We start from the raw sequence: 22,494 nt of genomic DNA on the forward strand, positions 1-22,494 counted from the left end.
TAGTAGGGATGTAAAAGCTATATTATGGGAAAATCCGAATTTTAGCTAGTATTGTATTGTTCCTAATTGTTATATGGCTTTTTACAAGAGGCAGATGTTTCCCCTAAACAGACATTCAGTAAAACGAGGGTATCAAGTCCATGTCATTATCCTGACTGGCGTTATCTGTGCTGCTGTCTGGTGGATACCAGCGCGATCGCAAGAAGCCGAAACAGTCGTCGAAGAAGCAACCACTGAACAGGTTGAAGTTCCACCTACGGTTAGCAGCAACATTGACCCGACAGCAGCGATTACAACTGCAAGTATTAATATTCCTGTTGATGAGCTTAAACTCTTGGTTCAACCCCTAACCCTAGAAGAACTGGAAATAGAGGCTGCTGCTTGGCTTGCTATCCTGCAAGCAAAAGTAAAAGAGATTAGTGCAGCAGAAATTGCCATCAAGCAGGCAAACGCAGCCATTGCTAAAGAGCAAGAAGGAGCCACCGCCTTAGAGCAAGCCAAACAAGCCCTTGAAGAAGCTGAAGTCGCTCAAGCCAATGCGGTTCCCGGTTCCCCAGAAGCTGAAGAGGCTGCCAAGAAAGTTGAAGAGGCAAAAGAAAAACTTGCAGCAGCCCAAGCTGCCCTTGAGGAAGCCACCGAGCTAAAAGAAGAAGTAGAATCAGATGAAGAATCCACTGCTGCCCTCGAAAGAGCAACAGAAGTTGAAGAGTTGCAAAAAGCGCAAGAAGTTCTTGACGAGGCGAAAAAAGCGCGGGAAGAAATGACCGCTGGTTCTGTCACCTATGACTCCCAAACCGAAAGAATTGATGCTTTAACTGCCGCGGTCGCTGACCTGGAGAAGGCAAAAGAAGAAAGCCAAGATCTAGTCCCTGATACCCCTGAGTATGAGGAAGCAACCACAAGAATCGAAGCCTTCCGCTCCAACCTCAGAAAAGCGATCCGCGACCTTGATCCCGATGCCTTGCCAGAAGTAGAAGAGGAAAAACCCTCAGAAAAACTTGATGAGCTATCATCACTGCTTGAAGACACCGAAGTGGGTGATGGGGAAGCAAAAGTTGCTGGACCTGCAGAAGTTGGTGGTTCAGAAACAGATGTGGAACAGCAACAACAACAGATTGAAGAAGCAGCAGAAGAACTCCAAGAGAATGCGGAAACAGAGGCAGAAAAGAAAAACCAACTGGTTGTCGCTGTTACTCAACTCCAAGGGGAAAGGACAGGAATCATTGACCGCTTCAATGTGATCCTTGACGAACTAGAGAAGAAGGGCGGAGACGGGGAGTTTTATCGCAAATATATTCAAGCAGTGAGTGGAATAGAACTTGATATCAGCGACACTGAAGGCTTAGGTGTTCGCGCGGTCAGTTGGCTGCAATCAGAGGAAGGCGGTTTGCGCTGGATGCAAAATATTAGTAAATTTCTTGGCGTATTTATTGTCGCTCTGCTCGGTTTTCAGATTGCAGGAATTGCTGTTGATTATGGACTGGCTCGCTTCAGTCGTACTTCCCAACTACTCCGCCAGTTCCTGGTCATTGTCATCAAGCGTGGCGGTATTCTCGTGGCTTTCCTATTAGCTCTAACAGCCCTAGAAGTCAGTCTTGGTCCTGTCTTAGCTCTGTTAGGGGGGGTCAGTTTTGTCTTAGCCTTCGCTCTGCAAAGCAACCTTGGAAATTTGGCAAGTGGTCTGATGATTATGGTCTACAAACCCTTTGATGTTGGCGATGAGGTCAGAGTCCAGGATTTATGGGGTTATATCTACTCCATTAACTTGGCAAATACCCAAATCAAAGGCTTTGACCACCAAATCATCACCATTCCCAACAACACAATTTGGGGAAGCATTATCGAAAACCTGACTACCCAAGAAGTCCGTCGCGCTAAAGTTCCGATCAGTGTTCCCTTCGATACGGATCTCCGCCGGGTCAAAGCGTTATTGATCGAGATTGGCAAGTCCCATCCCTTGACCATCAAAGAAAAAGGACTTTCTGCTTATATTTGGAAAGGCCGTGACTACTATATACACACAGGACTTAAATTCTGGGCAACAGCGGATGATTTCTGGACAGTTTACGAAGACTTAACCTTTATAATTCAGGAACGTTTTCGTGAAGAAGGAATCCCTATTGCAATTCCCCAACAAGATATTCGCCTTCACTATGCCCCCAACGGCAACGGTAATGGCAAACCTCCTCTATCGGACTCAACATCAACAGTTCATTCTTTAGAGTCTCTACTCCCTCATGACCAGGCTGAACCCCCAATGGATGAAACGGAAAATGAAACGGAAACCTTCGCTGGTGGTGAAACAGAGTAAGGTAGTGCAGCGCGGTAGAAGTAACTGACTGCTGGTCTGTCAAGATGAAAAGAAGGGATGAACTACCCAGACCTACTTCGTTGAGGTCTGGGTAGTTCATTTTAACCACTGAGTATTAGATTTACAGCAGATTGCAGGTAAATGAAGTACACCTACATAGTGCGGTTCTTCAGGACTTATTATGCTAAATTGCCTCAGACGATGCCCACGATTATTGCGGCACAAGGATTTTGGGGATTATTTTGAATTTAACTAGAAGATTGAGACAGAAAATCCCAGTATAACCAATATAGATGGCTTTGGCGTCGTTTTAACTAACAGTTTGGCATAGTAAGTCCGGAAGAACCGGGGTGTTCAGAACCTACCGATGTTTTTACGCTAGCTGGTAACTCGGAAGACTGAACGCTTAGAACCTTGGAACAAGCCAGCAGCTTGGTTTCAGTAGGCACTTTAAGCTTTGACGCTAACTTTAAGAACTCAAGCATTTTAATGAAGCTAAACGTGGGATCAGGAAGATAGACAACCTGTCCAGAACGAATGGTTATCCCATGGCGACTGGATGACTGAAAGGCATGATGGAGATTATGCCAGCCTTCACCCAGCGTTAAAAATGCTACAAACTGATTATTGCAACTGAGATCGTCAGTTATAAAAGGTTGTTTGCCCACAATATGGCAAAGGGAGTTGACGGTTTGCACACCATGAAACAGCAGGGTTGTGCTGAGAAAAAATGCACCCAGATATTCAACGCCACCCATGACAAAAGAAATTGCCCCAAGTGCCACTACAGGGATAAAGTGCAAACGGTCAATCACCTTTAAAACAGTATCATTCTCAACATCAACGGGTAGCTTAGCAGGAAAGAACCGGGGGGATAATAGCCAACCCCCTTGAGACCAATAAAATCCTCTGATCCCCTGAACAGGTGTACAGGGGGAATGGGGATCGAGATCTTGATCGACATGTTTATGATGGGCTACATGGTGTGCTTTCCACCAACTTGAACCCATCTGCCCCGCCGCCGCCACGATACTTCCCACCCATAAAACTGGAGCAGGAGCCTGATAGCTTTTGTGGGTGAGTAGTCGATGGTAGATGCCAGTTGTTGCCAGCATACGGATGACATATAAAAATATGATCCATAGGAGAGCGCCCCACGATAAACCCGTGATTAAAACAAGTAACGATCCGATATGGCTAAAGATAATCAGCGTCGGACCGATTAGATAAGAAATAATTGTCAGTGGAGAATATTGCCTCATTTTTTTTCTATTGTCCTAAAAGGATGGTTGAATAAGCCGTTAATGAAATCTGTCTCTACTTTCCTATTGCCGAGAAACTCCTCTGACCTACAAAAAAACCGCATAACCTAAGCTTGTCAAGTCATGCGGTTCAATATAACTAATGAATCTTAAATTCAATTATTTATTAATTGAGTTAGCAGCAAGCTATCTTCAAATTAATAAATTAGAGTAGAACAATACCTACGTTGGCTAACTCTTCAAAAAATCTGATGAAAACAAACTTCTGACCCTTCGCGACCCTCAAGGCATACGTTTAAACTCCCCAAGCATTTGACTAGGCTGCCTTTTGGGGCGGTAGGACAACTTTCTTCGCTAAACCCACTCCTTGTAGGAGTTTAATTGCCCACCATGTCATATCGATTTCCCACCATTTGCGTCCAGCCGGAGCAACATTGGGTTGCGCGTGGTGGTTGTTGTGCCAACCTTCTCCGTAGGTTAAGATAGCTGCCCACCAGAGATTGCGAGACCCATCGTTAACTTCATAAGTTTGATAACCGCGCAGGTGAGTGGCAGAATTAATTAACCAGGTGCTGTGCCACAGTACGACAGCGCGAACAAAGACACCCCAGAATACAAATTGCCATCCTCCGACTACGTAAAGCAATAAACCCAGGGGAAGTTGTAACAATAAGAAGTAGCGATCTAACCAGCGATAATAGGTATCTCTAGCGATATCAGGAGCGTATTTTTGATAAACGTCATAATCAAAAAATTCGGGCTTATGATAGAACAGCCAAAGCATGTGACTCCACCAAAACCCATGGCGTGCTGAGTAAGGGTCTTTGTTTGCATCATCAGGGTGAGCATGGTGCTGACGGTGTGCTGCTACCCAGAAGATTGGTCCTCCTTGGAGAGCTACAGCCCCGATGGTGGTCAGGATATATTCTAACCACTTAGGCACTTGAAAACTCCGATGGGTCAAAAGCCGATGATAGGCTAAACAAATGCCAATGCTGCCAAAGAGCCAATGGAGAAATATCATTACTCCCAAGGCTGACCATGAAAAAAACCAGGGCGCCAGCAGTGCCAAGGCGTGAATCGTGCCAAAAAATAGCAGACTGGGCCAATGGAAGGGTAAGTTAGTGCGACTTTGAGGAGGCGCTGAGATTGAATGATTAGTCATTGAGAATCGTTACAGTAGGAATTGAGGTGCAAGTGTTACTTACACTTCTACCATCAGCTTAACCACTGTTCCATCAAAATGCAAGTATCACTTACATTATTAAACTATGTCTCGTACCAGTTCTGCAACACGAGCGCGTTTGATTCAAGCAGCGCTTGAGTTGTTTACCGTTCAGGGGGTTACTGAGACAACCACACGTCAGATTGCTGAATTAGCCCAGGTTAATGAAGTCACACTGTTCCGTCACTTTGGGAACAAACAAGGATTGCTCTTAGCCGTGATCGAAGACTCTGGGGTATTTACCCGTCTGGGTGAATCACTCAGAGCCCAAGTCGATCAGACAACGACGTTTGAGCAGGCGCTGATTAACTATGGACGCGATCGCCTTCAAGCTCTCACGCAAATGCCCGAGTTACTGCGCTCTGTGGTGGGGGAGTCAGGAAAATATACGGTTGAGCATCGTCAGGCGTTAGGAGAAGGGGTTACCCAAGCTAACCTGGACTTCGCTGATTATCTTACCATCGTGATTCAACGCGATCGCTTATTATTGCGATTGTCGGCGGAAAAATTAGCCAGCTTGGTTAATGTGATGTTATTCGGGTATCTGGTGATTGAACTAACTAGCGAGTTCCACCAGCTTTGGCAAAGTCAGGAGGAGTTTTTGCAAAGTTTGCTCGAACTCATCTTACACGGAGCTTTTGCAGACGGAGAGCTACAGAGACGGGAAGAGACACAGAGACGGGAAGAGGCGGAGGAAGAGCCAGGAAGCGGCGATACAGGGGAGATAGTGCGCCAGCCTGTCCCCGATTCTTCACCGAATGCGCCTTCTCCGGTGATTTACTCTGAGACGGTAGCCGATTTACCCGCATCCTTAGTTCATGAAATTTTGCAACAAGCGAAAAAAAGCGGATTACGGGATTATGCTCTCGCTTATGTCCTCTTTGGTGCAGGGTTGCGGATAGAAGAAATTATTGCCTTAGAGCGATCGCACCAAATTAGTGACGCCCACAGACATTTGTTGCAAGTGACTCACGGTAACGTGCGCCAAGTCCCTGTCAATCAGTGGATTATGGGCAAACGCTATGGTTCATACACCCGCAATCCCTTAAACCAATGGCTCAAAAGTCGTAAAGATGATCGCTCACCTATGTTTGTTAATGAAGCCTTGGAACGGATGTCTGTGCCAGAATTAAGAGCCGCATGGCGTAACTTTACCGCTAAGTTTGAAACGCCATCTCCCTCAATTGAGCAAGCGCGACAGACTTGGTGTGTGGAACTGTTAATGCGAGGAATGAATGTGGAGGATTTGAGTATTTTAAGCGGTTTTGATGTGAAACAATTAGAACCTTATGTGCGTCGGGCAAGGGAAAAAACGGCATTGGAGCGGGCGATTCGTTTAGATCAAAAACCTTGAGTAGGGTCTACAGTTACGGAGGAATCATAAATGCTTCTAATAATAATGGTAGCAACGGTAGGTGTTTGGGTCTATATGGATTCACGAAGTATTCCCAGTTATAATGCAAAATGGTAATTTTCGCTCTTTTCTATTAGTAATCTGCGCTCTATAGATTAGCGATCGCATCTTTAAGAACAGCCGTTGCCAATGAATGATCTATGATAGTAGTTGCCAGTCTAGCAAAAATATGCTAGGTTAGTGAACAAAAATAACTCAGGCGAAATAAGTGTCAGACAGTCTATTAAAATGACATAAATAATACAGTTATCCTCAATTCTTTTGAACAGACGCTAATTAAAAAAATTCGTGACTTACCTCCTGGTAAACTTGAAGAAGTCGCCGATTTTGTCGATTTTTTACTAGGACGCAGCGAACAGCATCAGACGATGGTTCGAGAAGCCGCTAAACTTTCGGAAAAGACATTTGCCAAGGTCTGGGATAATCCAGATGATGCTGAATATGACCAGCTATAATTTTGGAGATATTATCCTCGTTCCATTTCCTTTTACCAATCAAACAACGAGTAAGAAACGTCCAGCCGTTGTCATTAGTTCTGATACCTACAACCAAGAACATCCTGACTTGATTGTGATGGCGATTACCAGTTAAAGTCGGCAGATACTGATGTTTGGTGATGTGACAATAACAAACTGGCAAGAAGCTGGGCTACTCAAGCCATCTATTATTAAAGCGATCGTTACGACAGTTGAGAAAACCCTGGTTTTGAGGAAACTTGGACAACTCCAAGCTTATGATATCGATGTACTAAGAGAATCATTAGTAAGGATTATCGGCTAGTGCAGCGCTGCGGAGGGTTTGGCAGCAGTAGGGATCAATTTCGATATAGCGTTTTCATTTGGGTCGTGAACACAGGAACCTGGTAAAAAGGCAATGGGCAATAGGCAACACCTCGGCTTCGCTCGGTGTTTCATAGGCAATAGGGGAAAGAGATACAGGGTTTTTAAGTAATCTAAGAAAAGATCTCCTAGGTTTACAACTCATTGACAAATGCTATAGTAGGGATCAATTTCGATGTCGGCTAGGATTTCAAAGCCAGCTTGACGGACACCGATATCCATCCCACCTGCACCTGAGAAAAAAGATAAGGCAGACAACATAAAATGGATACTCCTAGGCGGGAACTTCAACTTGCTGATTTCCGGCTAAACCAAATGCCTGGTGAATGGCTTGTAGTGCTGTTACCCCCTGTTCTTTATTCACCACACAACTAATCTTTATTTCCGAGGTGGTAATCATTTGAATATTAATTTGGTGTTGAGAAAGGGCGGCAAACATCCGCGCTGCTACGCCTGGTTGTCCAATCATTCCTGCACCAACAATACTAACTTTGGCAATATCGGCATCAAGGAGAACCTCGCCGTACCCTAAAATAGGGGCTGCCTCCTGGAGAATTTGCTGGGCATTTTCCGCCTCAGCTTGGGCGACGGTAAAGGCAATATCCCGTGTGGGAATTCCATCAATTACTCGACAGCGCTGAGATTGAATAATCATATCCACGCTAATGGTTTGCTCGGCTAAAATACTAAATATTCGAGCCGCCATACCCGGACGATCAGGAACATAGCGAATGGCTAAACGGGCTTGATTCTGGTCAAGAGCAACACCTCGGACAGGGTTTGAATGTAGAGACGTTGCATGCAACGTCTCTACACCGCTATTGGTGGTATCGCTTTTACGAAACTTGCCCTGATGCAGTTTTGACCCTTCGCTGGCTGCAAGGGAATTATCAGTTAACTCTGTTGGTAAACGGGCGGGGGAACTTGTAATATTAAACTGGTCACACAAAACCGCGATCGCACGATTACAATCCGCCGCATCAATCACACAGCTTACTTTTACCTCAGAGGTGGAAATCATCTGAATATTGATCCCCGCATTTGCCAGGGTGGTGAACATTTGCGCCGCAATCCCAGGATGTCCAATCATTCCCGCCCCCGCGATCGCGATTTTGGCGATATTCGATTCCACTAAGACTTCCGCCTCATCCGCACTGGGATTAGTGGGGCTACGGAAAGCAGGTGCGATCGCTTCGGCGACGGCTTCAGCCCGTTTGAGAATACCCTTACTTACACTAAAGGCAATATCATTCGTATTCCCTTCGTGAATCGACTGGATAATTAAATCCACATCCAACTCTTGACCCGCAATCTCCCCAAACAATTGGGCGGCGACACCGGGATGATCCGGAACCCGCAACATTGCCACTTTTGCCTGATCGGTATCAAATTCTACTGCATCAACACAGCGAGAAATTTCTAAACCCTCTAATGAACGGGGTTGTGGCGTAGGAGAAATCACCTTCGTTCCCGGATCATCCGTCCAACTGGATAATACCACCAAAGGCATCCCGTAATTGCGAGCAATTTCCACCGCACGGGGATGCAGTACCTTCGCCCCTAAGCTTGCCAATTCCAGCATCTCATCACAGGTAATCTCGTCCATGAGTTGAGCATCGGAGACTAAGCGCGGATCGGCGGTTAAAATACCCGGAACATCCGTGTAAATCTCACACCGATCTGCCCCTAATGATGCTGCTAACGCCACGGCTGAGGTATCTGATCCGCCGCGTCCCAAAGTAGTAATCTCTAAGTCAGTCAGACTACTGATTCCTTGGAATCCTGCGACTACAACCACTTTACCCTCATTGATATGCCGAGAAATCCGTTCGGTGTGGATACTAAAAATTCGGGCGCGGCTATATTGGGCTTCCGTGACAATACCCACCTGTGCGCCAGTTAGGGAAATTGCGGGTTGTCCTATTTCCTGCAACGCCATCGCTAGCAGCGCGATGGAAACTTGTTCTCCAGTGGAGAGTAACATATCCATTTCCCGACGGCTGGGATTGGCGGAAATTTCATGAGCCAGTTTGACCAACCCATCCGTCGTTTTACCCATGGCTGACACGACGACGACTAAAGAATTACCGGCTTGAACTGTCTTTAATAGGCGTTGGGCAACGGTTTGAATCCGCTCAACTGACCCAACCGAGGTTCCACCGTATTTTTGGACAACCAGCACCATAAATGTTGCTCCTACACCTTGTCATTTGTCATTTGTCATTTGTCTTATGTCATTTGTCAAGAGTCAGGGAACAATTACCCTCCTACCTGATGCAGGTACTCTACTAACTCACAAAATCCGTCGCCTTCTGTAGCGACGGTTACATAAGCGGGTTTATAGTCCAGCTCATCGGTATAATCCAGAACATTAGCAACGCCCACCGATAGGGGAAATAGCTGGGGGTTAAATAAACTAGCATCGTTAGGACTATCACCCACTGTCAGCACTTGTTCAGGTTGATACTGGGGAAAATGGTCGCGTAACACTTGGATTAAGCCGATCGCTTTATCCTGAGATCTGGGTTTAATGTGACACTGTACCGAACTGTAGTTGACACTCCCCCGGTTGAAAACGCGGGGGATTCTTCGTTCATCCAATCACCTTAGAGTATTGATTTTCATCAACACAAAAGAGGGCGAGTTGTCCCGAAGCGTTTATCCAGTATTCCTGGAATGTTCCCGTGTGCCCCACGGTACGAAGTGCTTCCTTAAGTATGTTTATTGCAGCATTCCAATCACGGTCTAAAATACACCCGCACTGACATTTATGTGTCCTCATCGAGAGTGATTTCTTCACAACACAACCGCAATTGGAGCAATTTTGAGAGGTGTAGTGAGGTTTAACGGCAACTGTAGCTACACCAAAAACTTTGCCAAAATACTCAAGCCAGCAACGAAATTCAGACCAAGCCGCATCACTAATAGATTTAGCCAGGTGATGATTTTTGACCATGTTCCGCACTTGCAAGTCCTCATAAGCTACCAAGTCGTTAGACCGGACTACGCACAATGCCGTCTTTACCGCAAAGTCTTTACGCTGCCTACTGACTTTCAAGTGTTTCAATGCTAACTTCTGTTTAGCCTTTTGGTAGTTATTAGATTGAAATTGACCTTTCTTGAACTTTTTAGATACTCGCTTCTGGAGACGCTTAAGTTGTTTCTCCGATTTCCTTAGAAATCTTGGATTGTCAACTGTCTGTCCGTTAGAGTCAGTATAGAAATGGTTCAACCCAACATCTAATCCTACAGTATTGCCCGTTGGTTCCCTGTCCTCTGTCCTGTCATGGTCAATACAGAACTGAGCATAGTAGCCATCGGCGCGGCGCACTACCCTAACTCGTTTGATTTGGCTTTTTTGGTAGTAGTTTAAGTCACGGGTTCCATAGAGCTTAAATGTTCCGGCTTGAAAACCGTCTGTGAACGTGATGTGGTCACGTTTTTCTGATAGCTTCCAACCTGAGGTTTTATACTCTAATGAACCATGATTGGGACGGTTCTTTTTGTACTTGGGGTAGCCTTTCTTTCCTTTGATCTGCTTTTTGCAGTTGTCAAAGAATCGGCTAATGCTAGCCCAGGTTCGCTCAGACATAGCTTGTCGAGCTTGAGAGTTTAGTTTCCTTGCCCAAGGAAACTCTTTACTTTTGCCAAGAGTTGTACAGTATTTAGAAAAATCGTTGCGACTCTTAGCGTGACCATCTTCCCAATAGCGAAGGCAAGCGTTACGAATAAACAAACCAGTAAGGATGGCTTCATCGAGCCTTCTGTACTGGTATTCTTTACCCTTTAGCTTACCTTCGTAGACAATCATTTTACCGCAATTGATTTATGGTAGAATCATAATACAAGATACCTGACACTCGCAACTAAAGTTGCTAAACTCAACGTATCGCTGGGTTTCATCCCCCGGTTGAAACGTGGGGGAACCTGCACCATCGCGGTTGGTAAATCCCCAGTCCATTGAGATACAAAGGGCGTTGAGGTGTTCGAGTTGCTCCACGCTAAGATTGCGATTATCAAACGTCCAGTCGGTGATCCGAAAGCGATTGTCAGCGGATTCGTGAAGCTGGGGAAATTCAGATTTGAGACGTTGATAGGTTTGTGCTAACTGTTGGCGATGGGGAGTTATGTCAGCAATTGTAGATAAAAAGACAGGTGGGTCACTAATGGCGGGATAATATATCCCGCCATTTTCTGCGATCGCGCCGTTCGTAGTGAGCGCTGTCTTCGCTTCCGCCGCGCCCTCCCTGCACGGGTAAGTAGAGGCTGCTGAATAAGTCTTGTGGTGGGGGAAGAGGCAGAAGGCAGAGGGCTCCAGGGCAGAAGGGAAGAGGGTTTAATCCCACACAGAATCGTTGTCCTGCAAGTGTCTCTCTCGCTATAGTGCTAGTTTTTTGACAAATCCTGTCTTATTTTCTTGCACTTGAGCCGCCGAAAAACTCCCTCAAAGCATTGATAGATAAGGGTTTCGGAGTTTTGCAGCAAGCCCTAAGTAATTCACCAAACCACTAATCCAGCCTGCGGAACGACCTGTAACAATAAGCATAGGGATATCTCTGGCTTGTAAATTTTCCAACGCTTGCAGCAACTCCGTACTAAATTTACCCTGTCGTGTTAACGTTCCATCCATATCTGTGGCAATCAGACGTAGATTTTTCCAGCAATGGGCGGCTATTGCTGAGTTAATCGATGAACAAGCCATAGATTATTGTGTAATGGGTGCTATATCTTGGATTATCAAAATTCGTCATGGCAATACTATCACCAGACCAACGCAATTATTATTATCTTCTAGCCGCCGAACGAGCGGGAATTCACAAGCCAATTTTGGCAGCTCTTTATCAGGTTCATTCGTCTCCGACGCTTGCTGATGGGGAAACGGGATTAGGCATCTCCCCTGCCAATCGGGTATCGCCCGATCAGGTGGATACATTCCCGGAACAAGTTCAGTATGCTGCTAATGTTATCCGATCGCTAACTGATAGTTTAATTGCTCAGGGACAACCCGGAAATGATTTATGGCTGTCCGAACAGGGACGCTATAGTGACAAGTTCCTGCAAAACGTGGCTAGAGGATATGTACCGCCAGCCAGTCAACCGTATATGGCACGTTTAGAACCGAGTAACGTTGAGTCCCTCAAACAAGCCTATCTAGCTGATTTAGCCGCCGACTTTAGCAGCGAAAATCTGCCCCAAAACCTTGCCTATCTAGATAAAGCCTTACTGACACTTGTGGATCGACTGCCAGAGTATTATAGGGGATTACCTCATCAACGGGATGCGTTGGTCGAAGGGGTGCGAGTGTGGCGGGAACTGGATACACGGGATGCGGCGATTGCTTCGTTAGTGCCAACGGATCAGGTGGAATCAGCGCGTGAGGATGAATCCCGATTGGATATTCCCCTGAAGCAATTTATGGGACGGGTGTCTGCCAACTATAGCGGTTATCCCCATCAAAGAGAGGCATTGCTGCGCCTAAGTCAACTATGGCGTCAACTGCGAACCCGAGAAGAAGCGATCGCGTCTTTGGAAAAAAGTGCCTCCCCCGAAGAAGATCTCGATATTATTGATCCGGCGCTAATTGCCTTCGTCGAGCGTATACCGAAGTTCTACCAGGGGCAAGGTAGCCAACGCAATGCCCTCACCGAAGGCTTTCGACTCTGGAATCAATTCGACTCCCGCGCCACTGTCTTAAGTCATCTGGGCATTAATCCAGACATCCTGCAAGCGAGTACCACTGATCCCACCACCATGCAAAAACTGGCAGCGGAACTGGATCGAGAACTGATCAGCTTTGTCGGCAAGATACCCAAAAACTACAAAGAAGAGGACAACCAACGGGAAGCATTAATCCGGCTGGTGCAACTTTGGCGAGATTTGCCCACCCGAAATCAGGCGGTGCAATCTCTCCTGGACGACCAAAAACGGATGAATGAAGCCCGTCGCCAAGACCAAGAAGCACCACCCAAGCCGACGCCTATTTTGACGCCTAAACGTCCGGAACGGTGGACACCCTATAATATTCAGCTATTAGCACCAATTATTCCCGATGGTAACTTTACCTGGGCAGAAGCTACCCATGGAGGTACACGCATGCCCCCGAACCAAGCTACAGTGGATGCTATGATTCGCATTGCGAAACTGGCACAACGGGCACGCGATCGCATTGGGCGACCTTTTATCGTCACCAGTTGGTATCGCCCCCCTCACATTAATCGAGCCGTTGGGGGTGCCAAGTATAGTCGGCATCTGGTGGGAGATGCCATGGATTTTGTGTGTGAAGGGTTAAGTGGTAATCAGATTTATTGGTCTCTGGAACCGTGGTGGCCCGGTGGTTTAGGTCGCTATAGTCGATTTCCTAATTTGTGCCACATTGATGCTCGCAGCTACCGGGCACGCTGGCGCCACTAAGGGTAACACTCAGCACAAACACCTCTGTTTGCTGCTACCTTTTTCCAGGACTGTAATTCAAAATCTGCATGGGTGCATCTGTAATTGAAGCAACAAATCGACGGGCCACACAAATCCAGAACAATCTAACATTCATGGCGGAGTCCTAGGGGACTTTCGCAAGAGTTGACGACTCGGTACAGTGTTTTCCCCACCGACAAAAAATGGCTGTCGGTATACCCCAGCAGATTTAGCAAGGGCGAGATTGCACCCGATGCACTCCCTGGAAGGCATTCTAGAAATAACTCTTACGTTTTCTCCAGCAGGCATTATGTCCAGTTCGATTATCCCTAGAGAATCTACATTAGCTCAAGTTTCTCAGCCGTCACCCACGGCTGTCTCTCCTTCACCCCCAAACAATCAGTCTTTCGGATCACCCTGGATGTTTGTCTCCATGGGACTGTTCTTACTCGTGATCGGCTTATTGGTCTATGGCAAAATGCAATTGAATGCCGTGACGAAAAAGCTTAAATTTGAGCAGTTTAAAACCAAAGATCTCCAGAAAAAGTTGAAGTTAGCGCTCAACACGATCCGTAAAATGGAAACGAATCCGGATTTGGTTCACTCTCGCGAGTTCAATTTAGACTATCTGCGATTGCGGATGGAGGAAGAGGTATTCCATTTTGCCATTGTGAATCAAATCAAAATCAAGGTTAAACAAATCATTAGTGTGGCGCTACGACCGAATCAGGCGACTCAAAGCGCGGTTGGGATTGCTAGTACCACGGGGAGGCAAGTTGATGAACTGTTTGATGTCAAGTACGAGACGGAAAGCAGCGGTAAACGTACCATGCGAGTGCTGTTCCGGATTCAAATCAAGTTGACGAAATTACCGACTCAAGCCACCTCAGCCACGATTAGCCAGATTATTGATTGTATCGAAACCTTTCTCTCTCCAGAGGATGAAAGCTGGCAACCCACGATTCAAGGACGAATTGTTTCAATTCATTGGGATCAAAAAGCTAAACCGACTCCTTTACTGGTGCTTCAGCAGTCTAGTGAGGGGGTGAATGTGACCTTAAGAACTAATCGGGCGCGGATGCACTGAACTCATTTCCTGGCTCTCAATCATTAGATAAACTTGCTCAAACTTCAACGTTGTTCTTAACTCAAATAACTGATGCCACATTTTTTCAATTTTAGAATGTTATCAATGGTGACAATCGTCACAGGACTAGAATAACTTGTGATAATTTTTTCCGGTTCAACGATACCAGATGCAGTCGGCGGCGTTGGGTTAAGCGACTTGTTGACTACAAGCAGGATGCGCCGTCAAAAACTTTGGGTTGTAGTATTTCACCCCTAGTTTATCCAATGTTGCGATCGCGCTATCCATGGCTTCCTTAATCCAATCATTTGGATCAGGTGACTTTGCACTGAGTTGGTAATCCGTTACATGAGGTTCGCACTCATCGGGATCATAGGTTCCGGAAGCTCGGCAAATACACACGTAGATGGTGTTATCAACATCTGGATTTGGCATCTCAATTCTGATGTAGTGATTCAGATAGAGCAAGGTTGACATGAACATGAGCCTAATCTCTCCGTCTTTGCTAAAGGGATTTACATCTCTTAATTAATATTACTTTTATTTTTATTCAATCCCCATATTTTCGCTTCCGCCAAATTTTCTGATTATTTTGTGTACTTTGGCGGATTGACAAAGGTTCCATTTTTAGCTATCGGAATTGGAGTTTATATTTTTTGATATTACTAAAAAAAAATCAATATATTTTCGGTAAACTAAAAATTATATAACAAAACTTAATTAATGCAGCACAGTATCCCCACGTTGAGAGATGAGCTTCAGACGCACACCGTCAAATCAACCTAGTGCAGCAGGGGAGAAATCTATTTATGACCAATAAATATATAAGTTGTCATTTCTCCCTTACCTTTAATCGGAATTTGACCCCTCTGCTCAAATAAAAACTTGTCCTTACAGAGTTTGTATGTCGTTTCAGTCACCTGAATCTTGTCAGGAATGCCATGAGATTCCATGCGGCTAGCAGTATTGACCGCATCTCCCCACAAATCATAAATAAATTTCTTGGTGCCAATTACTCCAGCAATAACAGGACCACTATTGATCCCAATCCGCAGACAGAATTTTTCCTCCTGAAACTGGTTAAAGCGAGTAATGGCGATTTGCATATCTAATGCCATTTCGATCATGGCTTCAGCATGGTCTTTGCGAGAAGTAGGAATACCACTGGCGATCATATAAGCATCGCCAATTGTTTTAATCTTCTCTAACCCATGCTTTTCGGTTAATTGATCAAATCGGGAGAATATCTGATTTAATAAGAAAACCAATTGTGCGGGTGGCATCCGAGCCGAAATATCGGTAAAACCAACAATATCGGCAAATAAAATCGTCACATCGGCAAAGCGATCGGCAATGAGACAGGTTTCCTGTTTTAATCGCTCGGCAATGGGTTTGGGTAAAATATTCAACAATAAACGATCAGCTTTCTCCTGTTCCCAACGCAATGCCTTCTCCGCTTGCTTGCGTTCAGTAATATCACGGACAAAGGCACAGTTGTATTCCTTGCCGTTAAATTCCAAATAACTAATTCGCACTTCTACGGGGATACGTTTACCCGTTTTACTGCGATGATAAGATTCAAGACAGAGGGAACCACATTGTTGAATAATCTGCCAATGATCTGACCAACTCTGAGCTGTAAAATTAGCATCAATTTCATGAATTTTCATCGACAGCAAATCATTCAGGGGATACCCCAGCAACCGACAAGCGGCATAATTGACATACAATAGCTTTCCATTTTGCCCAATCCAGAAAATTGCATCAGCCGCTCGATCAATTGAAAACTGCGTAAATCGTAATGCATCATTAACGGTTTCCAGTTGTTCATTCGCCGTTTCCAGTTGGGTTGTACGTTCAGCTAATGCTTGTTGAGCCAAATATTTTTCAGTGATATCATTAAACAACCAGAGGCGACCTTGAATATCTTGACCGTAAGTCGGCAAACTTGAGATACTCAGTACCACTGATTTGGGTTGACTAAATGTCCAGATCCAGTCGTGAATTTCGGCATCCGGTTGGGAAAAAAGCTGTGCCGCCTGTTTAGCAATCTCCTCCTGATTATCCGCGCTGCTGCGTAAGGTTGCCATCGCCTGGGCGATCGCACTCGGTTCCACGTCTCCCGGTTTTAATCCCAAAAGTTTTGCTCCGGCTGAATTTAGCCAACCTTGTCCGCCACTGATATCGACAAAGACGACGCCCTGAGGGATTTCTAATATGGCATTGTAGCGAGATTGGAGTTGTTCGAGGCGAAACGTAGTAGTTTGCAGACGTAGGAGGGTGTGAAGTTCTCCCAGCAGTAAATCTAGGAAATGACGCTGATAGGAGGGCAAATCAGTTTGGCGATACCAGAGTAATAAGATAGCACCTTGCTCCTGTGTCGTTTGCTCCTTTCGCAGGGGGAGTATCGCTAGAGACTGTGTACCTTTAGCGACAAGCACAGGGGCTGCTTTGGGCGTCGCGGGATAATTCTCATAGAATAGGGTGCGGTTTTGGGTTAGGGCTTCAGCAAAGAGTTTCGGTGTTGTCAGTTTATCCGGTAGGGCTGTAGGTGGGAAACTGACAAGTGATTGAGCCGTTACCTGATCGAGTTGACGCAGTGCGATCGCGGCGTCGGCTAGGAATAACTCATACAACACGCCTGTAACCTGCTCAAGAAGCTGATCAGGAGTATTCGTATCTGATTGTGCGATCGCGGCGAGTACAGAACCTGCTGCTAATTTCCATTCAATCTCCAACAGGAAACGACGCATCACCAAACCCGATGCGATCGCCAAACTCACTCCTATGAGCCAAGGGCATAAGTAGGCATACCGACTAACCAGCAGCCAGCCAACGATCAAAATAAACCCGATTACAGACAGCGATCGGAGATTGGCATAGTTTTGAGTGTTGAGGGTGTGCCATGGCGCGTCTGAGTTTTGAATGTAGAGACGTGCCATGGCGCGTCTGAGTTTTGACCCTTCGCTTCGCTCATCGAGAACCGGGTTTTGAATTGATTCCCCATCTCCCTTGTCTCCTCGGCTTCTCGGCTCCTCTACTCCCTTATCTTGCCCCGTTTTTGTGGCGGTGAAGAGACTCAGAACCCAAGCAGGTAGAGGAAACAAAACGATGACAGTAAAGACAATCGATCCTAGACTCAGTGTCGAGATTCTGCTGGAATTAAGCGTATCTAGTCCAACCAGAATCAGCAATAGTCCGATTAAAAATCGCCTAAATGTAGGAAGCTGATTGGGATGAGCCAAGGACAACAATGAGCATTAACAATAAGTAAGTGAAGAAGAAGAATGTCGTTGACATAGAGTGTTTGTCATCAGAGCCAAAGCACTTCTAGCACAAAGGATGCCGACTACGAACTCCTGTTATCTCAACACCTTTTAAGTTAAGAACTAAAGACAAGCCGCGATCGCTTGGGTTACTGTATCTGGCGCACTCAAGTGAGGTAAATGACCCCATGCCTTTATATTGACAAGCCGACTCTCAGGGATGTTATCTGACATATACTGACCCACTTCTGGAGGTACAGCAACATCATCACTCGATTGTAGAATCAGAGTTGGTACATTCAGGCGTGGTAACTCATCCCGGTGATCCGACTGGAATATAACTCGCGCAACAGCTTGAGCAATATCTGGACGAATAGCCGTCAGAGTATTCGCAAATTCTGTTGCCAGTTCCGGACGTTCAGGGTTTCCCATCACCATGGAGGCAAAACCACTCACCCAAGCATAGTAGTTCGCTGACATCGCCCCATAGAGTGCATCTAGGTCAGACTGATCAAACCCACCCACATATCCCACATCGTTGAGATACCGAGGAGATGCACCGACAAAAACAAGCTGACTGAAGCATGAAGGATCGGTCAGCGCGGCTAACAAGCTAATCATACCACTGACTGAGTGACCGACCAAGATGGTGTTTGTAAGTTCTAACTCATGACAGATTTCCAGTAAATCCTCAGCATAGCTATAGAGACTACTGTAGCGGTGGGGACTGTAGGCAGAAAAATCGGATTTTCCGGCACCAACATGATCAAAAAGGACAATCCGATAGTCAGAGGCGAAGGCGGCGACTTGATGACGCCAAGCGGTTTGATCTGAACCAAAGCCATGGGCGAAAATTATCGTCTGAGTGCCATTACCGAGGATGTTAATATGATTGCGTTCTAATACACTTGTGGTCATAAGCGGGGTTTTCTAATGTAGGGGCTGCTGAATGTCTTGTGGTGGGGAGAGGCAATAGGGAATAGGCAATAGGCAACAGGAAATACCCAATTTCAATGCATGACAAAGGACGAGGAGATACTCAAATACCATGAGAGACGCGATTAATCGCGTCTCTCCCCTGAAAATCCTGCATATAAAATTTGTCTTTCTCAGACAGCGTGGAATGCGGCTAATATTTGTTTAGGTCTCAATGGAAACTTAAACCGTGAATGATTGGTAGATGCAACGGGTTGCGAGTCTGAAGCTTTCGCTTCTTTCTCCTCTAAACCATCCTCATGTAACTCAGAAACCGGAACTAACATAGAATCGTGAGAACGCACCGCCATTTCGCCTTGTGCTAATGCCTCTCGCCACTGACGCCCAGTTTTCCATGCCTTAAACTTGGCAGCATTCCAACGCGGATTCACTGGATATCCGGCAAATCCACAACGCAACGCAGCATGGTTAGCACTCGGAATCAGGGTATTGACCCAAACATTATCGGTTAGATCGATTCGCATGAAGTTTGGCTCCTTGGAAACTGTAGACATAAACTTCACCTCCCTATTGTTGTCAACCGCACAATTTTGTTGAGTATTATCAACTATTGTATTACGGATTGTTAAATAGCTACATCGCTTACTTGCGATTTACTTGTATTCACCTTCAACCGCAACATAGCCATTTCCGGAGAAAGGTGCGATCGCGCCCGAGTCCAGAAATTGACTAGAAAGCTTACCAGCAACCTTTCTCACAGGCGCTGAAACCTAAAGGGCTGGGGATTTTTCCCACCCACGCCATTACCCTTTAGCAATGTAAAGAAACCTTAAAGATTTGTCAAACGTCTTATTTATACAAGCGTCCCCTAATCTGGGGTGACTTTCAATCCTAAATTTTCTCTGCACCCAAACGCAGGCGATCGCACCTCTTTTCTGCGGCTACCCTGCTGGGACGGACAAAGCTGGGAGGGACAAAAAAAGCGAGTCACTTCCCGATGCCCTTATACACCAGGGAGTGCGGATGGCGAGACTCGAACTCGCAAGGCTTACGCCACACGCCCCTCAAGCGTGCGTGTCTACCAATTCCACCACATCCGCATGGCTAACCTATTATATCAACTCTTTTGAGAAATTACGACTTCCCGACAATTTTATTGAAATCCCACCAAAGAACGTCGCTAATGATTCCTCAAGGATGCCACCAAAGGTGACAATCCCCTTTATCCTACTGAATACGGATATAGCAGCGCTGTTTTATGGACTTTGCCAAAATCTTAATTGCCAATCGTGGGGAAATTGCCCTGCGAATTCTCCGAACCTGTGAAGAAATGGGAATTGCCACCGTTGCCGTTCACTCAACCATTGATCAACAAGCCCTCCATGTACAACTGGCGGATGAAGCTATATGCATCGGTGAAGCGCCCAGTAGCAAAAGTTACTTGAATATTCCCAACATTATTGCCGCCGCCCTGACGCGCAACGCCACCGCCATTCATCCCGGCTATGGTTTTTTGGCAGAAAATGCCCGATTTGCCGAAATTTGCGCCGATCATCAAATCTCTTTTATTGGTCCATCACCGGAAGCGATGCGGGCGATGGGAGATAAATCCACTGCCAAGGAAACCATGCAACGGGCAGGAGTACCCACCGTACCCGGAAGTGAGGGATTGTTGAGTAGTGAACGGGAAGCCATAACCCTTGCCAAAGACATCGGTTATCCGGTGATGATTAAAGCCACAGCAGGCGGTGGCGGACGAGGGATGCGTTTGGTTCCTGATGAGAGTGCCATGAGTCGCCTGTTTCAAGCCGCCCAAGGGGAAGCCGACGCCGCCTTTGGCAACCCAGGACTTTATCTGGAAAAATTTATCGTCCGTCCCCGCCATATTGAGTTTCAAATTCTTGCCGATAGTTATGGTAACGTGATTCATCTGGGAGAACGAGACTGTTCCATTCAACGGCGTCACCAGAAACTCTTAGAAGAAGCCCCCAGTCCCGCCTTGACCCCAGAACTGCGAGAAAAAATGGGAACGGCTGCTGTCATGGCTGCCAAGTCGATTAATTACGTCGGGGCGGGTACGGTTGAGTTTCTTCTGGATGCCATGGGTAATTTTTACTTTATGGAAATGAATACCCGCATTCAAGTGGAACATCCTGTCACCGAGATGATCTCAGGATTGGACTTAATTGCCGAACAGATTCGGATTGCCCAAGGCGAACCCTTGAAACTGACTCAAGACCAAGTAAAGCTTAAGGGACATGCGATTGAATGTCGGATTAATGCCGAAGATCCTGATCGCAACTTCCGTCCTCAACCGGGGCGGATTAGTGGGTATCTGCCACCCGGAGGACCCGGCGTGCGGATGGATTCCCATGTGTATACCGATTATGAAATTCCCCCCTATTACGACTCATTAATCGGCAAGTTAATCGTATGGGCACCCAACCGCGATGCCGCAATTCGCCGCATGAAACGCGCCCTGCGCGAATGTGCGATTACTGGGGTTGCCACCACGCTGAGTTTCCACCAAAAAATCTTAGAAACCCCAGCGTTTCTCAGTGGTGATGTTTATACGAATTTTGTTGAGCAAATGATGGCAACTGCCCAATCCTAAAGTCGTCAGGACGGTCAATGCATCATGGTCAGTAATCCTTGCTGACCGACAAGAATCTCCCGCAGTAAGCTAACAATCCCAACCCAAATAATCGGCGTAATATCCACACCCCCAATGGGCGGCACCAGTTTGCGGGTTGGGACTAAAAAAGGTTCGGTAGGCAAAGCAACCAGATTAAAGGGGAAGCGGTTGAGATCGATCTGAGGATACCAGGTAAGGATAATCCGGAAGATGAATAGTAAGATAGCCAGTCCCAGTAAAGGGCTGAGAATCCATGTTGCCAGTGTCACAGTATTCATGAGACAATTCCTAATTTCACAGAAAAGTATGGAAATCAGTTAGCCAGTCTAACGCAAGACTGGGATGAACTACTATCAGGGATAGGGTAGGATATCCGTTCCTCCCAAGAGGGAGCGGACTCCAGGGTGATTAACATTTGGGTCGAGAGAGCGATCGCGTCGCCACCGTCGATGAGCATCAAAGCATTGAAATACTTAAGTTCCTAGACATAAATTCTGTCCGCTGTAGGAAGAAATGTTAACCAGCCTCAAATTCTTACTGTTGCCTGTTGCCTGTTCCCTAATCTAAACAGCAAACTTTAAAGAAAGTCTATTTACTTATCTATAATTGAAGTCAGTATTCAGGTAAAAGTTAGGATGACAATTCAGTTTCAAACAACTGAGTTGTTAACTCTCGAATAACGGGTAAATATCTGCTAATGAAATTCTCCCAAGCGGCTTGCACTTTCTGTTTTAAGTCATCACTATCAATGACTTCATAATCAATGGGTTCAAGAATTATTTTTCTGTAAATAAACATCCATTTTTCCTTGAACTTAATTTCTTAAATATAGCAGCCCTAAATAGGTCGCAACAGATATAATAGTAATAATACATCCCTAGGGAAAAGACACAAAATGAACATTATAGATGAACTAGCTGATTTTATCAATCAGACAAAAGATCCCAAAGAAATTAAGAGGGCTTTGGCGGTGAAAATGATTTTGGAAGGAAAATCATATCGTGAAGTCAAAGAACTATTAAAAGTTTCTCACAGTTTTATAAGCCAATGGAAAAACCAAGCGCTTTTTCAGGGTGTGGAAAGTTTAAAACTTCAATATAAAGGCAGA

General features: G+C 45.8%; 20 protein-coding genes, 1 tRNA gene and 1 pseudogene. 8 read left to right on the plus strand and 14 right to left on the minus strand.

The window, feature by feature from the left end; genetic code table 11:
• The first annotated feature begins 73 nt into the window (after positions 1 to 73).
• Complete coding sequence (locus RID53_RS31740) at positions 74 to 2,311, plus strand: mechanosensitive ion channel domain-containing protein (protein WP_446391893.1); 2,238 nt, start codon at positions 74 to 76, stop codon at positions 2,309 to 2,311.
• Between the two features lie 314 nt (positions 2,312 to 2,625).
• On the opposite strand, the gene RID53_RS31745 is transcribed toward RID53_RS31740, so the two are convergent.
• Positions 2,626 to 3,573, minus strand: coding sequence for an acyl-CoA desaturase (locus RID53_RS31745; protein WP_446391894.1), 948 nt, complete (start codon positions 3,571 to 3,573; stop codon positions 2,626 to 2,628).
• Between the two features lie 316 nt (positions 3,574 to 3,889).
• Positions 3,890 to 4,738: an acyl-CoA desaturase gene (locus RID53_RS31750; protein ID WP_446391895.1), complete on the minus strand. Its 849-nt coding sequence runs from the start codon at positions 4,736 to 4,738 to the stop codon at positions 3,890 to 3,892.
• Positions 4,739 to 4,844: 106 nt separating this feature from the next.
• On the opposite strand from RID53_RS31750, the gene RID53_RS31755 reads away from it, so the two are divergent.
• The 3 genes from RID53_RS31755 to RID53_RS31765 all read left to right on the plus strand — a co-directional run bounded on the left by RID53_RS31755 (position 4,845) and on the right by RID53_RS31765 (position 6,992).
• The gene (locus RID53_RS31755) at positions 4,845 to 6,152 is read left to right on the plus strand and encodes a TetR family transcriptional regulator (protein ID WP_446391896.1); all 1,308 of its coding nucleotides are present in this window, start codon (positions 4,845 to 4,847) and stop codon (positions 6,150 to 6,152) included.
• 489 nt (positions 6,153 to 6,641) lie between these two features.
• The gene (locus RID53_RS31760; protein WP_446391897.1) at positions 6,642 to 6,803 is read left to right on the plus strand and encodes a type II toxin-antitoxin system PemK/MazF family toxin; all 162 of its coding nucleotides are present in this window, start codon (positions 6,642 to 6,644) and stop codon (positions 6,801 to 6,803) included.
• Between the two features lie 27 nt (positions 6,804 to 6,830).
• Positions 6,831 to 6,992 carry a hypothetical protein gene (locus tag RID53_RS31765; RefSeq protein ID WP_446391898.1) on the plus strand — a complete coding sequence of 54 codons (162 nt, stop codon included), beginning with the start codon at positions 6,831 to 6,833 and terminating at the stop codon, positions 6,990 to 6,992.
• Between the two features lie 200 nt (positions 6,993 to 7,192).
• On the opposite strand, the gene RID53_RS31770 is transcribed toward RID53_RS31765, so the two are convergent.
• The 5 genes and pseudogenes from RID53_RS31770 to RID53_RS31790 form a co-directional block, all read right to left on the minus strand.
• The gene (locus RID53_RS31770) at positions 7,193 to 7,312 is read right to left on the minus strand and encodes a DNA cytosine methyltransferase (protein ID WP_446391899.1); all 120 of its coding nucleotides are present in this window, start codon (positions 7,310 to 7,312) and stop codon (positions 7,193 to 7,195) included.
• Positions 7,313 to 7,325: 13 nt separating this feature from the next.
• On the minus strand, positions 7,326 to 9,236 hold the full coding sequence (locus tag RID53_RS31775; RefSeq protein WP_446391900.1) for an aspartate kinase: 1,911 nt from the start codon (positions 9,234 to 9,236) through the stop codon (positions 7,326 to 7,328).
• 74 nt (positions 9,237 to 9,310) lie between these two features.
• A pseudogene (locus tag RID53_RS31780) lies at positions 9,311 to 9,604 on the minus strand (HAD family hydrolase); the annotation flags it as partial.
• 40 nt (positions 9,605 to 9,644) lie between these two features.
• Positions 9,645 to 10,862, minus strand: coding sequence for an RNA-guided endonuclease InsQ/TnpB family protein (locus tag RID53_RS31785; RefSeq protein ID WP_446391901.1), 1,218 nt, complete (start codon positions 10,860 to 10,862; stop codon positions 9,645 to 9,647).
• Between the two features lie 633 nt (positions 10,863 to 11,495).
• The gene (locus RID53_RS31790) at positions 11,496 to 11,753 is read right to left on the minus strand and encodes an HAD family hydrolase (protein ID WP_446391902.1); all 258 of its coding nucleotides are present in this window, start codon (positions 11,751 to 11,753) and stop codon (positions 11,496 to 11,498) included.
• A gap of 47 nt (positions 11,754 to 11,800) precedes the next feature.
• On the opposite strand from RID53_RS31790, the gene RID53_RS31795 reads away from it, so the two are divergent.
• Together RID53_RS31795 and RID53_RS31800 are read left to right on the plus strand one after the other, a co-directional pair.
• Positions 11,801 to 13,462, plus strand: a complete 1,662-nt coding sequence (locus RID53_RS31795; protein WP_446391903.1) for a D-Ala-D-Ala carboxypeptidase family metallohydrolase — start codon at positions 11,801 to 11,803, stop codon at positions 13,460 to 13,462.
• Positions 13,463 to 13,772: 310 nt separating this feature from the next.
• Positions 13,773 to 14,549, plus strand: coding sequence for a hypothetical protein (locus RID53_RS31800; protein WP_446391912.1), 777 nt, complete (start codon positions 13,773 to 13,775; stop codon positions 14,547 to 14,549).
• Between the two features lie 189 nt (positions 14,550 to 14,738).
• Here RID53_RS31800 and RID53_RS31805 read toward each other — a convergent pair whose 3' ends face one another.
• From RID53_RS31805 to RID53_RS31825, 5 genes are all read right to left on the minus strand, one after another.
• Positions 14,739 to 15,032: a hypothetical protein gene (locus RID53_RS31805; RefSeq protein WP_446391904.1), complete on the minus strand. Its 294-nt coding sequence runs from the start codon at positions 15,030 to 15,032 to the stop codon at positions 14,739 to 14,741.
• A gap of 320 nt (positions 15,033 to 15,352) precedes the next feature.
• The gene (locus tag RID53_RS31810) at positions 15,353 to 17,794 is read right to left on the minus strand and encodes an adenylate/guanylate cyclase domain-containing protein (protein WP_446391905.1); all 2,442 of its coding nucleotides are present in this window, start codon (positions 17,792 to 17,794) and stop codon (positions 15,353 to 15,355) included.
• 144 nt (positions 17,795 to 17,938) lie between these two features.
• Positions 17,939 to 18,733: an alpha/beta fold hydrolase gene (locus RID53_RS31815; RefSeq protein ID WP_446391906.1), complete on the minus strand. Its 795-nt coding sequence runs from the start codon at positions 18,731 to 18,733 to the stop codon at positions 17,939 to 17,941.
• A gap of 191 nt (positions 18,734 to 18,924) precedes the next feature.
• Complete coding sequence (locus tag RID53_RS31820; protein ID WP_446391907.1) at positions 18,925 to 19,305, minus strand: hypothetical protein; 381 nt, start codon at positions 19,303 to 19,305, stop codon at positions 18,925 to 18,927.
• Between the two features lie 464 nt (positions 19,306 to 19,769).
• Positions 19,770 to 19,851, minus strand: a tRNA-Leu gene (locus tag RID53_RS31825).
• Between the two features lie 158 nt (positions 19,852 to 20,009).
• On the opposite strand from RID53_RS31825, the gene accC reads away from it, so the two are divergent.
• Positions 20,010 to 21,365 carry an acetyl-CoA carboxylase biotin carboxylase subunit gene (gene accC / locus RID53_RS31830; protein ID WP_446374317.1) on the plus strand — a complete coding sequence of 452 codons (1,356 nt, stop codon included), beginning with the start codon at positions 20,010 to 20,012 and terminating at the stop codon, positions 21,363 to 21,365.
• Between the two features lie 14 nt (positions 21,366 to 21,379).
• On the opposite strand, the gene RID53_RS31835 is transcribed toward accC, so the two are convergent.
• Positions 21,380 to 21,664, minus strand: coding sequence for a YggT family protein (locus RID53_RS31835; protein ID WP_446391908.1), 285 nt, complete (start codon positions 21,662 to 21,664; stop codon positions 21,380 to 21,382).
• A 352-nt stretch (positions 21,665 to 22,016) separates the two neighbouring features.
• Positions 22,017 to 22,184 (minus strand): hypothetical protein, encoded by a 168-nt coding sequence (locus tag RID53_RS31840; protein ID WP_446391909.1) that lies wholly within the window; start codon positions 22,182 to 22,184, stop codon positions 22,017 to 22,019.
• Positions 22,185 to 22,281: 97 nt separating this feature from the next.
• Here RID53_RS31840 and RID53_RS31845 point away from each other — a divergent pair.
• A partial coding sequence (locus RID53_RS31845; protein WP_446391910.1) for a helix-turn-helix domain-containing protein occupies positions 22,282 to 22,494 on the plus strand: 213 nt, incomplete at its 3' end.

It is taken from the genome of Coleofasciculus sp. B1-GNL1-01 (assembly GCF_040220235.1).
Lineage (GTDB): Bacteria > Cyanobacteriota > Cyanobacteriia > Cyanobacteriales > Coleofasciculaceae > Coleofasciculus.